This is a genomic window from Arthrobacter alkaliphilus (genome assembly GCF_021483235.1).
In the GTDB taxonomy this organism is placed as follows: Bacteria; Actinomycetota; Actinomycetes; order Actinomycetales; family Micrococcaceae; genus Arthrobacter; species Arthrobacter alkaliphilus.
On the sequence record NZ_JAKEEC010000001.1, the window covers coordinates 92,134 to 105,610 of the forward strand.

General features: G+C 65.9%; 13 protein-coding genes. 6 read left to right on the forward strand and 7 right to left on the reverse strand.

Features of this window, described 5'->3' with window-relative positions:
- Positions 1–101: 101 nt before the first annotated feature.
- Positions 102–1,082, reverse strand: coding sequence for a transcription termination factor NusA (gene nusA, locus L0B83_RS00440; RefSeq protein ID WP_234755999.1), 981 nt, complete (start codon positions 1,080–1,082; stop codon positions 102–104).
- Positions 1,082–1,705, reverse strand: a complete 624-nt coding sequence (gene rimP / locus L0B83_RS00445; RefSeq protein ID WP_234756001.1) for a ribosome maturation factor RimP — start codon at positions 1,703–1,705, stop codon at positions 1,082–1,084. Before rimP ends, nusA begins: the two co-directional genes overlap by 1 nt.
- A 167-nt stretch (positions 1,706–1,872) precedes the next feature.
- Between rimP and L0B83_RS00450 the strand changes: the two genes are divergently transcribed.
- The 3 genes from L0B83_RS00450 to L0B83_RS00460 are packed head-to-tail and all read left to right on the forward strand — an operon-like array spanning position 1,873 to position 4,712.
- The gene (locus L0B83_RS00450; protein WP_234756003.1) at positions 1,873–2,874 is read left to right on the forward strand and encodes a DUF4439 domain-containing protein; all 1,002 of its coding nucleotides are present in this window, start codon (positions 1,873–1,875) and stop codon (positions 2,872–2,874) included.
- A gap of 51 nt (positions 2,875–2,925) precedes the next feature.
- Complete coding sequence (locus L0B83_RS00455; RefSeq protein WP_234756006.1) at positions 2,926–3,654, forward strand: VIT1/CCC1 transporter family protein; 729 nt, start codon at positions 2,926–2,928, stop codon at positions 3,652–3,654.
- A gap of 35 nt (positions 3,655–3,689) precedes the next feature.
- Positions 3,690–4,712 (forward strand): aminoglycoside phosphotransferase family protein, encoded by a 1,023-nt coding sequence (locus L0B83_RS00460; RefSeq protein ID WP_234756008.1) that lies wholly within the window; start codon positions 3,690–3,692, stop codon positions 4,710–4,712.
- A gap of 63 nt (positions 4,713–4,775) precedes the next feature.
- On the opposite strand, the gene L0B83_RS00465 is transcribed toward L0B83_RS00460, so the two are convergent.
- The 3 genes from L0B83_RS00465 to L0B83_RS00475 are packed head-to-tail and all read right to left on the reverse strand — an operon-like array spanning position 4,776 to position 8,810.
- Positions 4,776–6,161, reverse strand: a complete 1,386-nt coding sequence (locus tag L0B83_RS00465; RefSeq protein WP_234756010.1) for a pyridoxal phosphate-dependent decarboxylase family protein — start codon at positions 6,159–6,161, stop codon at positions 4,776–4,778.
- Between the two features lie 46 nt (positions 6,162–6,207).
- Entirely contained in the window at positions 6,208–7,005 is a 798-nt protein-coding gene (locus tag L0B83_RS00470; protein ID WP_234756013.1) for a sulfite exporter TauE/SafE family protein, read from the reverse strand.
- Positions 7,002–8,810, reverse strand: coding sequence for a proline--tRNA ligase (locus L0B83_RS00475; RefSeq protein ID WP_234756015.1), 1,809 nt, complete (start codon positions 8,808–8,810; stop codon positions 7,002–7,004). The genes L0B83_RS00470 and L0B83_RS00475 overlap by 4 nt, the downstream gene beginning before the upstream one ends.
- A gap of 415 nt (positions 8,811–9,225) precedes the next feature.
- Between L0B83_RS00475 and L0B83_RS00480 the strand changes: the two genes are divergently transcribed.
- Genes L0B83_RS00480 through L0B83_RS00490 form a run of 3 tightly spaced genes read left to right on the forward strand, consistent with a single transcriptional unit; the run spans position 9,226 to position 11,380 of the window.
- Positions 9,226–10,014, forward strand: a complete 789-nt coding sequence (locus tag L0B83_RS00480; protein ID WP_234756566.1) for an ABC transporter ATP-binding protein — start codon at positions 9,226–9,228, stop codon at positions 10,012–10,014.
- A gap of 8 nt (positions 10,015–10,022) precedes the next feature.
- Complete coding sequence (locus tag L0B83_RS00485) at positions 10,023–10,766, forward strand: ABC transporter permease (RefSeq protein ID WP_234756567.1); 744 nt, start codon at positions 10,023–10,025, stop codon at positions 10,764–10,766.
- On the forward strand, positions 10,763–11,380 hold the full coding sequence (locus tag L0B83_RS00490; protein WP_234756017.1) for a TetR/AcrR family transcriptional regulator: 618 nt from the start codon (positions 10,763–10,765) through the stop codon (positions 11,378–11,380). The genes L0B83_RS00485 and L0B83_RS00490 overlap by 4 nt, the downstream gene beginning before the upstream one ends.
- A 19-nt stretch (positions 11,381–11,399) precedes the next feature.
- On the opposite strand, the gene L0B83_RS00495 is transcribed toward L0B83_RS00490, so the two are convergent.
- Positions 11,400–12,284: a GNAT family N-acetyltransferase gene (locus L0B83_RS00495; protein ID WP_234756568.1), complete on the reverse strand. Its 885-nt coding sequence runs from the start codon at positions 12,282–12,284 to the stop codon at positions 11,400–11,402.
- The gene (ispG, locus tag L0B83_RS00500; protein ID WP_234756019.1) at positions 12,247–13,413 is read right to left on the reverse strand and encodes a flavodoxin-dependent (E)-4-hydroxy-3-methylbut-2-enyl-diphosphate synthase; all 1,167 of its coding nucleotides are present in this window, start codon (positions 13,411–13,413) and stop codon (positions 12,247–12,249) included. The genes L0B83_RS00495 and ispG overlap by 38 nt, the downstream gene beginning before the upstream one ends.
- Positions 13,414–13,477: the final 64 nt, after the last annotated feature.

Sequence of the window (13,477 nt, forward strand, 5' to 3'; positions counted from 1 at the left end):
ACCGGGCATAGGCCCGGTTCCATCCATTCTAAGCCCCCGAGGGCCCGGCCACCGAATCCACCACGAGGCGCGGAATCCCGGTTTGACGCCGTCCGGCCTGTTTAGTTGCCTTTGGCCGGAGTGGCGTCAGAGACGATGTCGATCCGCCACCCGGTCAACTTGGCTGCGAGGCGGGCGTTCTGGCCTTCCTTGCCGATCGCGAGCGAAAGCTGGTAGTCGGGGACAACCACGCGGGCCGAGCGTGTGGCTTCGTCGGTGATGGTGACCGAATTCACGCGCGACGGCGAAAGGGAGTTGGCGATGAAGGTCGCCGGATCGTCGCTGAAGTCGACGATGTCGATCTTTTCGTCGTTGAGTTCGGTCATGACGGCGCGGACGCGGGAGCCCATCTCGCCAATGCAGGCACCCTTGGCGTTGATGCCCGGGGTGTTGGCTTTGACGGCCATCTTGGTCCGGTGTCCGGCCTCGCGTGCCAAGGCGACGATCTCGACGGATCGGTCCGCGATCTCCGGGACCTCGAGTTCGAACAGCTTCCGGACAAGGCCCGGGTGTGAACGCGACAGCGTGATGGAGGGTCCCTTCGCGCCGCGGTGGACGTCCACCACATACGCACGCAGGCGGTTGCCGTGGGTGTACTTCTCCCCCGGCACCTGCTCGGGCGGCGGGAGCAGGGCTTCCACGGCGCCGAGGTTCACTTGGATCATGTGCGGGTTGTTGCCCTGCTGGATGAGGCCGGCGACGAGTTCACCTTCCCGGCCTTTGAATTCGCCGAGGACATTGTCGTCCTCGACGTCGCGCAGGCGCTGCAGGATGATCTGCCGCGCGGTGCTCGCCGCAATACGGCCGAATCCCGCAGGAGTGTCTTCGAACTCGCCGACTGCTTCGCCGTCGTCGTCTATTTCCGTGGCCCAGATGGTCACGTGCCCGCTCTTGCGGTCCAGCTCCGCACGTGCTTTTTCGAAGGCGCCCGGCGTCTTGTGGTAGGCCACCAGGAGCGCCTGCTCGATGGTGGGAATCAGGAGGTCCAGCGGGATTTCGCGCTCACGTTCCAGGAGTCTCAGCGCACTCATGTCAATATCCATTAGGCCTCCTCGGAAGGTCCGTTGTACTCGTCTTCCAGCACTGCCTCGTTGAGGTGGCTGAACTCTATCTCGACTTTTCCGTGGCGGATCCTGTCGAAAGGAATCTTCACAGGTTCGCCCTGCTTGGGCTTCATGCCCTTCTTGACCTCTTGCTCCGGAACCAAGGTGACGCCGTCGTCGTCGACGGACTGGACCCGGCCGGTCAGGTTCTCGCCCTGGATCACGTTCACCTTGACCATGCGTCCGCGGGCCCGGTGCCAGTGGCGGGGCTCCGTGAGGGGTCGCCCGACGCCCGGTGAAGAGACCTCGAGGTCGTAGGGGCGGCTGTCGCCGCGGGGATCGTTGTCCAGGATGTCCGAGAGCGCCCTGGAGATTTCGGCGATGACGTCGAGGCTGACGCCGCCGGTTTCCTCCTGGGGCAGGTCGACAACCACGTGGACCACCCTGTGGGAACCGGCGACCTGGATGGCAACATCCTCGAGATAGAGCCGCCTCGCCAGGACGGCAGGCTCCAGAAGGGCCTTCAGCCTGCTCTCCTCGGGGTTGCGGACCTCGTGTTGTGCTGGACTCGTCGGATCCGTTCCACCCTGGTCTGTTGAAGTCGTGGCTTCCGAATGACTCACTGGCCAGCCGCCTCCCGATAGATGATGTTGTGGTTACTAGCTTAACGACATTTATCGCGGCGTGGTGCACGGGGCTCCTTCGGGGCGGACGCAGCTGGTCCGCGGGCGTGGCACCATAGTCTGTTGTGAACCACCAGACTGTTGAGAAACCACGGAGCCGCGGCTGGATGAGGACGCTCCTGCTGGCTTTCCTCGCAGTCCTTGTCCTCGGAGTCGGGGCCGTGCTTGTCCCGCGGGAGGCCGGAAGGCCCCAAGTGGTGCCGTCGTTTTCCGAAACCGCCCGTTCCGATGCGCTCTCCTCGACCGAGACGCTGCTGCGCAGCGCAGCGCTCCTGGAGAGCACTGACACTGTGACGTTGCTGACTACCCAGGCGCGCGCGCTCCTGCGACCTTCCGGCCCGTCGGCGTCAGCTACTCCCCCGGCCTCCCCCGGCCCCGGCGCCACGCAGGACCGCCCGACGCGGGGCGGCTTCGTCTCCGCGCTCTCCTCCAGCGCTTCCCGTCGCTTGGCGGACGCCGCGAAGGCCGACGGCGGCATGGCCCGGCTGCTTGCCGCCGTCGGGACCGCGCAACTGCTGGAGTCATCGCGGCTTGCGGCGGCCTGGGGCTTGCCGGCGCCCGAGGTCCCGCCCGCGGCGGGTACAGCGACAGCACCGCCTCCGAGCTGCCCTCCCTCCCCGGGCACGGCGGCGCCGACCTCCGGAGCGGCGGCCACGAAGGCCGACCTGCCCGGAGCACTTGCCGCCGTCGTCAGTTCCGAACAGGAAGCGATCTACGCGTACCAAGTGGCCCTGACCAAGCTGGACGCGAAAGTATCGGCCACGGCGGCCACCTGGTTGGCGCGCCACCAGGAACTGCTCCGGGCAGCGGAGGGCCAGGGCCGGCTGCACTGCATTGCCACGCCTCCGCGGGAAGCCGGCTACCGCCTTCCGGCAACCTTCGCCGCCAAACCCGGACTTGCCTTGGGGAGCCTGGAGTCCAGCTCGTTGACTGCCTACGCGGACCTCGTGGCGTTGTCGGACGGCGAGACGCGCCAGTGGGCCATCGAAGGGCTTGTTGACGCCGCGAAACGCAGCCAAGCCTGGGGATCTCCGGTTGGGCCCTTCGCCGGCCTGTCGATCGACGACGCGGCACTGCCTCCGCTGCCCACCGGCACTCCGGCTCCGTAGGAAAGCCTTTCTTTGCTGGCGGCAGCGGATTCCGAATGCTTGGCTAGTACCATGGCTTCCATCGAAACTGCAGCCCTGCACGAAAACGAACCGCACGCCAACGACCTTGCCCACCGGCTTAACTGGCTCCGGGCGGGCGTCCTTGGCGCCAACGACGGAATCGTCTCAGTCGCCGCCATCGTTGTGGGCGTCGCCGGCGCCACAACGAACACCGGCGCAATCCTCACCGCCGGAGCCGCCGGACTGGTGGGCGGCGCGGTGTCCATGGCGCTCGGCGAGTACGTTTCCGTCAGCAGCCAAAGCGACAGCCAAAAGGCCCTCATCGAGAAGGAACGCCGCGAACTCGCCGAGGAACCCGAGGAAGAGCTCGCGGAATTGACGGCGATCTACGAGGCCAAGGGCCTGCGGCCTGAAACCGCGCGGAAAGTCGCCGTGGAATTGACGGAGCACGACGCCTTGGCCGCCCATCTTTCCGCCGAATTGAACATCGACGAGGACGACATCGTGAGCCCGTGGCACGCGGCCTTCGCCTCCGCCATTGCGTTCACCCTTGGCGCGGTGCTGCCCATGCTCGCGATCCTGCTCCCGCCTGCGGGTCTGCGGGTTCCCCTGACCTTCATTTCCGTGCTGCTCGCGCTGGCGATCACCGGAGCCGTTGGAGCGTGGATCGGAGGCAGCTCGAAGACCCGCGCCGCCGTGCGCGTCGTTTTGGGCGGAGCACTTGCGCTTGCTGCGACGTTCCTCATCGGAAGTCTCCTGGGCTCCTCCGGAGTGGTCTGAACCACTCCGGGACCGGCTTGGGTAGGCTGACGATGATGGCTACCTTCGTTTCGATCCCTGGCGACCTCCGGGCCCGCTACTCCCGCACCGCGGAGGGGCGGGCGTGGCTCTCCGGGCTGCCCCGGCTGATCGATGCCAGCCTGGAACGCTGGGAGCTGTCCGTTGACCTGCAGCCCGGCGCGGAACCATGGAACGGCCACGGAGGCATCGTCATCCCGGTCGTCCGCGAAGGCGCCCGGCTGGTGCTCAAGATTGCGTTCCCGCACGAGGAGGCCCTCGTTGAACAGCACGCGCTCGCCCTGTGGGGCGGCGCCGGGGCCGTCAGGCTGCTCGACGCCGACTCCGCATCCTGCGCGATGCTCCTGGAGCGGCTCGACGCGGACAGCTGGCTGCACGGGGCCCCTATGCACGAAGCCCGCGACGTCTGGGGATCACTCGTGAAGGACCTCAGCATCGAACCGGACGAGCGGCCCGAATGGGGAGAGTTTGAGCACATAGCGGCACGTGCCGAGCGCTGGAGCGATGATCTGCCTGCGGAATGGGAGCGCCTCGGCCGGCCCTTCCCCCGGTGGCTCCTCGAAGCCGCGCTGGAAGTGTGCCAGACACGCGGCGCTGTCGGACGGCGGGCGGGCAAGGACGTCCTGGTCCATTGCGACCTCCATTTCATGAACATCCTCCCCCACCTCAACGGACGCCGGACCGACGGAAAACGCGCATACGTTGCGATCGATCCGCAGCCGATGATCGGCGAAGCGGAATTCGCTGTGGCCCCGATCCTGTGGAACCGGATCCGCGACCTCTCCACAACGGCCCCGGAAATTGCGCTGCTCGAGCGCTGCGCGGATTTCAGCCGCGCCGCCGGGCTGGACGGCGAAACAGCCCGCGAATGGAGCCTCGTCCGCGAGGTCGAAAACGCCCTGTGGTATGCGGGAAAACCACGGCATGAGGGCGAGCTGGCGCGCTCTTTGTGGGTGGCAAGCACTCTCGCCGGACGGCGCTTGGACGGGTTGCCCGCCGCGCATGATCTGCCGGAACCAGGACCGTCCGCCTCGAGCTAGCGCCGGATGCCCTGTCATCCGGATGCCCTGCCGTGCGGATGCCCTGCCGTCCGGATACCCGGCTTAGACGGTGGCCTCCAGCGCGTCCCTGATGGCCTGCACCGCGATGTCCAGGTCTGCCGAATCTGTGGACCAGTTGGTCACCGAAACACGCAGGATGTCCCTGCCCTGCCAGTGCGAACCGGACATCCAGACCCTCCCGTCAGCCATGATGAAGTCCGTCACGGCGCGCGTCCTCTCGTCGGAACCGAAGGCCAGGGACAGCTGCGTGAACACCACCTCGTTGAGGACCTCGACGCCGGGCACGTCGGCAAGCCGTCTGGCCAGTTCCGCGGCACAGTCCACTCGCCCGTTGACAAGGTCCCGCACGCCGTCGCTGCCCAATGAGCGCAAGGCCGCCCATACCGGAACTCCCCTGGCCCTGCGCGACAGCTCGGGAACTTTCTCCATGGGGTCGCCGGCGCCGTGGTCATCCTGCATCAGGTATTCGGCGTGCATGCCGATGGCGGATCGCAGGGCGGCAACATCACGTACCACCACGATTCCGGCGTCGTAAGGCACATTGAGGGTCTTGTGGGCATCGGTTCCCCAGGAATCGGCCAACTCGACGCCCTCGACCAGATGCCGTAGTCCCGGAACGGCTGCCGCCCATAATCCGAAAGCCCCGTCAACGTGGACCCACGCGCCGTGATCCTTCGCGGCGGAAATCGCCTCGGTGAACGGATCGAAGGCTCCTGAATGCAGGTTCCCGGCCTGGAGGCAAACGATCGCCGGACCGGATGCGGCTTCCAGCGTGGCCCGCAGCGCGGCGGGATCGATCCTGCCTTGATGGTCCGCCCCGACAACTTCGGGTGCCCCGAAGCCTAGGAAACGCAAGGCCATATCCAGGCTCTCGTGCCGCTCGGCTCCGACCAGGACACGCACCTTCGGCGCGCCCTGAAGTCCACCCGCGTTGACATCCCAGCCGGCGCCGGCCAGTTGCCGCCATCGTGCCGCTGCGAGGGCCGTGAAGTTGGCCATGCTCGCGCCGGTCGCGAATCCGACGTCGGAGCCGGCAGGCAAGCCGAGCAGCTCAAGGAGCCATCGTCCGGCTGCCTCCTCGATCCCGGCAGTTGCGGGTGTTGCGAAACGCAGACCGGAGTTCTGGTCCCATGCGGAAACCATCCAGTCCGCGGCCATGCCTGCCGGCACCGTACCTCCGATGACCCAACCGAAGAAGCGTCCCGATTGCATGGCCATCAGCCCGGGTTCGGCGTGTTCGGCGAGGAAATCGATGACCGCGGCCGGATCCATGCCGCTGGCCGGCAACGGTCCACCGAAGACTGCAGCGATGTCATCGGCCGCGGTTCTTGGCCGCACCGGCCGCCCGGGCAAGGCCCTCAACCACTCCCGGGTATGTTCCCACGCACGTCCGAGTGCCTGCTCATAGTCGCCGGAATCGACCCACATGAGTGCATGCTACGCCCCTGCGGCCACCGCCTGCGACGCCCGGACGCTACTTGGCGAAGTAGTCGTTCCAGACGTCCACGCCGAGCTTGATGATCAACGCGCCGACCACGATCAGGAACACGAGCCGCACAAAGCCGCTGCCCTGTTTCACGGCGGTCCGGGCACCCAGGTAGCCGCCGGCCATGTTGGCGAGGCCAAGCACGGCGCCGACGCCCCAGAGCAGGGATCCGTGCGGCAGGAAGAACAGGAGCGCGCCGGCGTTGGTGGCCATGTTCACGATCTTCGCCTTGGCGCTGGCCTCAAGGAAGGCATAGCCCATTGCGGAGACCAGCGCGATCACCAGGAAGGACCCCGTACCAGGACCGATCAGGCCGTCGTAGAAGCCGATCACGCCGCCGATGGCACAGGCCACGACGTAGTGCGTATGGCCGTCGTGGCGCAGCGCGGTCAACTCGCCCGCGTTGGGCCGCAGCGCGGTGAAGATCGCGACGGCGATAAGTGCCACCACGATGATGGGTTTGAAGACGCTCGCGGGCAGGTTGGCCGCCAGGACGGCTCCGCCGAAACTGCCCGCAAGGGCAATCACCGCCATGGGTATGGCCGTCTTGAGGTCGGGTCCAACCCGGCGGTAATAGGTGGCCGCACTGGTGGTGGTCCCGAAGATGGAGCCCATTTTGTTGGTGGCGAGCGCCTGGACCGGGGTGATCCCCGGAACCAGGAGCAAGGCGGGGAGCTGGATCAGTCCCCCGCCGCCCACCACGGCGTCTATCCAGCCGGCGGCGAATCCAGCCACAACGATCATGATGAGCGTGGTGAGCTGGACCGACTCGAAGCCGGAGATCACTTCTGGCGTACGGCGTTGACCACGTAATCGGCAGCCTTTTCGACTGCCACGTTTTCGGCCTCACCGGTACGACGGTCCTTGATTTCCACTACACCGTCAACCAAGCCACGGCCGACCGCGACGATCGTCGGGACGCCCACGAGTTCGGCGTCACCGAACTTCACTCCGGGGGAAACCTTGGGGCGGTCGTCGTAGATGACCTCAAGGCCCGCGGCTTCGAGGTCCGTGGCGAGCTTCTCGGCCGCGGCGAAGATTTCCTCGCCGCGTCCGACGGCGACCACGTGCACGTCAGCGGGGGCTACGGAGCGGGGCCAGACCAGGCCGCGCTCGTCGTTGTTGGCCTCCGCCAGGGCGGCGACCGCCCGGGTGACGCCGACGCCGTAGGAACCCATCGTGACCACAACCTGCTTGCCGTTCTGGTCGAGGACCTTCAGGTCGAGGGCCTCAGCGTACTTGCGGCCGAGTTGGAAGATGTGGCCCATTTCGATGCCGCGCGCGGTCTCCAAGGGACCGGAGCCGTCCGGGGCTTCGTCTCCCGCACGGACCTCGGTGCACTCGATGACGCCGTCCCAGGCGAAGTCGCGTCCGGCGACGAGGCCGAACACGTGCTTGCCCTCTTGGTTGGCTCCGGTGACCCAGCTGGTACCCGGGACAACACGGGGGTCAACAAGGTAGAGCAACTTGGAGGTGCCTTCGAGCCCGAGAACGGCTTCGCCAAGCTCCAGGCCGGGGCCGATGTATCCCTTGACGAGTTCCGGGTTCCTCTTGAGGTCTTCCTCGTTCGCCGCTTCCAGGCCGATCTCGCCGGCAATGGCCAGGAACGAACCGATGTTGGCTTCGACGCGCTTGAGGTCCACCGCCCGGTCACCGGGAACGCCGATGACCACAATCTGGCGCTCGCCGGTGGGCAGAGTGACGGCGAGGACCACATTCTTGAGGGTGTCGGCGGCAGACCAGAAGCCTTCGGAATCGCCGCGGGGAGCGAGCTGGTTGGCCGCGGCAACGAGGGTCTCGATGGTGGGCGTGTCCGGGGTGTCGAGGACACGCGCGGGAGGCGCGTCGGTGAAGTCGATCGACGCCGGGACCACCGTGGTCACGGCTTCGACGTTGGCTGCATAGCCGCCCGGCGAGCGCACGAAGGTGTCCTCGCCGATCTCGGTGGGGTGCAGGAACTCCTCGCTCTTGGATCCGCCCATGGCGCCTGCCGTGGCGGCGACGGGAATGACCTCAAGGCCAAGGCGCTCGAAGATCTTCAGGTACGCGGCGCGGTGGGCCGCGTAGCTCGCGTCCAGGCCGGCGTCGTCGACGTCGAAGGAGTAGGAGTCCTTCATGATGAATTCACGGCCGCGGAGGAGGCCCGCCCGGGGGCGTGCTTCATCGCGGTACTTGTTCTGGATTTGGTACAGGCTCAGCGGCAGGTCCTTGTACGAGGAGTACAGGTCCTTGACCAGGAGCGTGAACATTTCTTCGTGGGTGGGGGCGAGAAGGTAATCGGCGCCCTTGCGGTCCTGAAGGCGGAACAGGCCCTCGCCGTATTCGGTCCAGCGGTTGGTCGCTTCGTACGGTTCCCGGGGCAGCAGCGCCGGGAAGTGGACTTCCTGGGCGCCGATCGCGGCCATTTCCTCGCGGATGATCCGTTCGACCTTGCGCAGGACACTCAATCCCAACGGCAACCACGTGTAGATCCCCGGTGCGGCGCGGCGGATATAGCCCGCCCGGACCAGGAGTTTGTGGCTTGCGACTTCGGCGTCGACGGGATCTTCACGCAAGGTGCGCAGGAACAGCTGGGAGAGGCGAAGGACCACGGGGCAGAATCCGTTTCTATGGCAAGAGCTGGCAAAAACTACTGTGTACCAATCTACCGGTTTACGGCCGGTGAACCTGCCCCCACGTAGATGAGCCACGCCATGGTATGCGGAAGCCCCTGGCCGCTGGGCGGCTGGTCATCCTGCCATGGCGTGGCTCAGCAGCTGGTGGGCCGCGGGCGTTGTCCCGGAGGCTTAGTCGGACTCGTAGAATGCCTTCGAAAGATCAACGCTTACAGCCATTGGTTGGTGTTTCCCTCCAAAACCCTTCCGCGCCCCAGCGACACGGCCGGTTCTGAATTTATGCGATGTACGGCACTTTTATCAAGGGCTTGGACTTTTCAATTTTTGTTGACGCGCCGTTGCTCCCGAATTATCTTTTATTCATCATCTGATGAATAAATCGGAGGCGACGATGTCCCGCAGCGCACCAGGAAGTATCAGCCCGGACGTACGTCCGGCCGTCATGGCGGAAGGCCTGCACGTCACGCGCGGCCGCAAGAAGATCCTCCGCGGCTTGGACTTCGCCATGGAGCCCGGAAAGATCACGGGGTTGCTCGGCCCCTCCGGGAGCGGCAAGACAACCCTCATGCGCTGCATCGTCGGAGTCCAACGGCTCACAGCCGGCAGCGTGGACGTGTTGGGCCGTCCGGCCGGCACCCCGTCATTGCGGCACGACGTCGGATACGTAACCCAGGCCCCGAGCGTCTATCCGGACCTCAGCGTCGAAGCGAACGTCCGGTATTTCGGAGCCATGCACGGCGCCACGGCAGCAGACACCGCAGAGGCGATTGCCGCCGTCGGGCTCGGAAACCTGGCGCGCCAAAAGACAGCACAGCTGTCCGGCGGAGAATTCAGCCGGGTCTCGCTGGCCTGTGCACTTGTCTCGCATCCCAAACTGCTGGTCCTCGACGAACCAACAGTCGGCCTGGACCCCGTCCTGCGCGCCGAATTGTGGGAACGGTTCGCCGCGATGGCCGGATCAGGCACCACCCTGCTGGTGTCCAGCCACGTCATGGAAGAAGCGTCGCATTGCTCCTCCCTGCTCCTGCTGCGCGACGGCTTGCTGCTGGCGCAGCTCACTCCCGCGGAACTCAGCGAGCGGGGACACAGCAACGACCTGGAACAGGCCTTCCTGCACATCATCCAGGAGACGGCTGTTTCGAACCGCCGGAATGCCAACGAAAGCCAGGTGGCGTCATGAATCCACGGATGATGTTGGCCACCACCGGACGGGTCCTGGACCAACTGCGGCACGACCACCGCAGCGTCGCGCTCATCCTGGTGGTTCCTGCGCTCCTGCTCACGGCCGTCTACTATCTCTTCGAGAACGAAACCCTGCCGCCCGGTTTCCCCCGGACGTTCGACCGTGTGGGCCTAATGATGCTGGCCATCTTCCCGTTTGTCGTGATGTTCCTGGTCACCTCCATCACCATGTTGCGCGAAAGGACGTCGGGGACGTTGGAGCGGCTCCTGACGACGCCCATCCACAAGGCCGATCTGCTGTTCGGCTACGCATTCGCGTTCTCCATCATGGCGGCCCTGCAATCCCTCGTCGCCACGGCCGTGGCCTACTGGATCTTCAATCTGGACATCAAGGGAGGTCCCGGCTACGTGGTCCTGATCGCGGTCATCAACGCCGTGTTGGGAGTCGCGTTGGGCCTGTTGTGCTCAGCCTTCGCGCGGACCGAATTCCAGGCGGTGCAGTTCATGCCGGTGGTCGTGGTTCCGCAGATCCTGTTGTGCGGGCTTTTCGTCGCCAGGGAGCACATGAACAGCGTCCTGGAGAGCATTTCCAATGTGCTGCCGCTGACGTTTTCGGTGGATGCCCTCCAGCAGATCGCCGACCATACCGAGGCGACGCAGGCCATGTGGCAGGATGCCGGGGTCATGGCGGCGATCGTGGTGGGAGTTTTGGTCCTGGCCTCCTTCACCCTCCGACGGCGGACCTCATGAGCGGCGCCTTGCCTCCCCTGCGGCGGGGACGCCGCAGCGGCGGGAGCGACTCCCGCGAGCTGATCCTGGCCACGGCGCGCCGGCTCTTCGCCGAACACGGTTTCGAGGGCACGAGCCTGCGGCAAGTGGCGCGCGAAGCAGAGATGGACCCCGCCATGGTGCACCACTTCTTCAAGGGCAAGGACCAACTCTTCGCCCAGAGCATCGAGCTCCCGGCCGATCCCGACGAGGTCCTGTCCGGCGTCGAATCGTTGGACCCGGCGCAGCGCTCGGAAGCGATCGTCCGCGCGGTGCTGCGCCTGTGGGAAAGTCCGGCACAACACGGACTCGTCGCGTTCGCGAGGGGAACGATCGGTTCCAAGGCCAAGACAGCCTTGCTGCGCGACATGATGGCGAGGACTATCCTCTCCAGGATCACAGCGGGTCTTCCCGGCTCCCCGGCGGAGGTGAAAATGCGCGGCAACCTCGTTGCCACCCAGGTGGTGGGGCTCATGCTGATGCGCTACGTGGTCCGGCTGGAACCCCTGGCCTCGGCCTCCCACGACGAGGTGGTGCGGCTCGTGGCGCCCAACGTCCAGCGCTACCTCACGGGCGAACTAACCCCTGCCGACTGAACTGTCAGTACAGGACCCGTCAGTACAGGACCGTGGCGAACGTTCCGAGCCGTTCGAAGCCTACCCGCTCGTAGGTCGCGCGTGCCTTGGTGTTGTAATCGTTGACGTAGAGGCTCGTGACCGGCGCGAATTGCTGGGCCAGGACAACAACAGCCGCCATATACCCGGCGCTGAGGCCCAGGCCACGGTACTCGGGGTTCATCCAGACGCCCTGCACCTGGGTGGCCTGGGCGGTGACCGCCCCGAGTTCGGCTTTGAACTTCACTTTCCCGCCGGCGTCGATGTGCACCAGGGAATGGCCTTGCCGGATCAGTCCGGCCACCCTCCGGCTGTAGAAGTCCTCGCTCCCGAGAAACGGCGAATAGCCCACTTCCTCTTCGAACATCGCCGCACAGGCGGGCAGGATCCGGTCGAAGTCCGCCATGTTCCCGAAGCCGAGCTGCGGATTGGGCTCGACGGCGGGTGGCCCCGATATGGCCAGAAGGGGTTGGTCCGACCGCACCTCGTGGGCGAAATGCCCCAATTGCTCCAAGCGGGAATGGAGGGCCAGCACGGTCGCTGCCGGCCCGAAGATCGAGGCGTACCGGCGCCCTGCCCGGTGCGCGGCCGCCGCAACGCGGGAAGCCAGTTCCGGATCCAGCTGCACCGGCACCAGATTGGCACCGGCCCAGCAGGCACCCACCAGGGAATCGCCGTCGAACACTCCGAAGACGCTCGCGCCACCGGACGTAGGCGCGGCACTCCCCGACGAATCGAGGTGCGCCAGGATAAAGACATTCGCTACGGGATCTTCCATCGCGAGCACGCGAAGTGCCCGGGTGTCGGCCTCGCCGAGCACCCGGACGGAAATCCCGTCGGCTGCCTCGCTACGAGACGCTAACCACGGGGCTACCCTTGACAGCATCTTCGCCATCGGCCTCCCCCATCTCTTCGGCGATACGCATGGCCTCTTCGATCAGTGTCTCAACAATCTGGCTCTCGGGGACAGTCTTGATGACTTCACCCTTCACGAAGATCTGGCCCTTGCCGTTGCCGGAGGCAACGCCAAGATCGGCTTCGCGTGCCTCACCCGGGCCGTTCACGACGCAACCCATGACGGCGACGCGCAACGGAATCTCCATTCCCTCAAGCCCGGCTGTGACCTGCTCGGCCAGCGTGTAGACGTCCACCTGGGCGCGTCCGCAGGAAGGGCAGGAGACGATTTCGAGCTTGCGGGGGCGCAGGTTGAGTGACTGCAGGATCTGGTTGCCGACCTTGATCTCCTCAACGGGCGGCGCGGAGAGGGACACGCGAATGGTGTCGCCGATACCGCGTGACAGGAGCGCCCCGAAAGCCGTGGCGGACTTGATGGTGCCTTGGAAGGCCGGGCCTGCCTCGGTCACGCCCAAGTGCAAGGGCCAGTCGCCCTTTTCGGCGAGCATCTCGTAGGCGGCCACCATCACCACAGGATCGTTGTGCTTGACGGAGATCTTGAAATCGTGGAAGCCGTGTTCCTCGAACAGCGAAGCTTCCCACACGGCCGACTCGACGAGGGCCTCCGGCGTAGCCTTGCCGTACTTCTTCAGGATGCCGGGCTCGAGGGAGCCGGCGTTCACGCCGATGCGGATCGAGGTTCCATGGTCCTTCGCGGCCGCGGCAATCTCCTTCACCTGGTCGTCGAACTTCCGGATGTTGCCGGGGTTGACGCGCACGGCGGCGCAGCCTGCCTCGATCGCGGCGAAGACGTACTTCGGCTGGAAATGGATGTCCGCGATGACCGGGATCTGGGACTTGCGGGCGATGATCGGCAGCGCCTCGGCATCGTCCGCGGACGGGCAGGCCACCCGGACGATGTCACAGCCGGACGCCGTCAATTCCGCGATCTGCTGCAGCGTGGCGTTGATGTCCGTGGTCGGAGTGGTGGTCATCGACTGCACGCTGATGGGGTAATCCGAGCCGACGCCTACCGAGCCCACTTTGATTTGGCGGGTCTTGCGTCGCGGCGCGAGGACGGGGGGCGGGGCTGATGGCATTCCCAGGCTGACCGAGGTCACGTGGACTCCTTGGATTGAAATGGGTGGATCGTAGGGCTGGGGTCCGGGCCCATGCCGGTCAAGC

Excerpts from the sequence above, each read along its gene's own strand:
- nusA (WP_234755999.1), bottom strand. The coding sequence starts at position 1,082 with ATGGATATTGACATGAGTGCGCTGAGACTCCTGGAACGTGAGCGCGAA.
- L0B83_RS00450 (WP_234756003.1), top strand. The coding sequence starts at position 1,873 with ATGAGGACGCTCCTGCTGGCTTTCCTCGCAGTCCTTGTCCTCGGAGTC.
- L0B83_RS00455 (WP_234756006.1), top strand. The coding sequence starts at position 2,926 with ATGGCTTCCATCGAAACTGCAGCCCTGCACGAAAACGAACCGCACGCC.
- L0B83_RS00460 (WP_234756008.1), top strand. The coding sequence starts at position 3,690 with ATGGCTACCTTCGTTTCGATCCCTGGCGACCTCCGGGCCCGCTACTCC.
- L0B83_RS00465 (WP_234756010.1), bottom strand. The coding sequence starts at position 6,161 with ATGTGGGTCGATTCCGGCGACTATGAGCAGGCACTCGGACGTGCGTGG.
- L0B83_RS00480 (WP_234756566.1), top strand. The coding sequence starts at position 9,226 with ATGTCCCGCAGCGCACCAGGAAGTATCAGCCCGGACGTACGTCCGGCC.
- L0B83_RS00485 (WP_234756567.1), top strand. The coding sequence starts at position 10,023 with ATGATGTTGGCCACCACCGGACGGGTCCTGGACCAACTGCGGCACGAC.
- L0B83_RS00490 (WP_234756017.1), top strand. The coding sequence starts at position 10,763 with ATGAGCGGCGCCTTGCCTCCCCTGCGGCGGGGACGCCGCAGCGGCGGG.
- L0B83_RS00495 (WP_234756568.1), bottom strand. The coding sequence starts at position 12,284 with ATGCTGTCAAGGGTAGCCCCGTGGTTAGCGTCTCGTAGCGAGGCAGCC.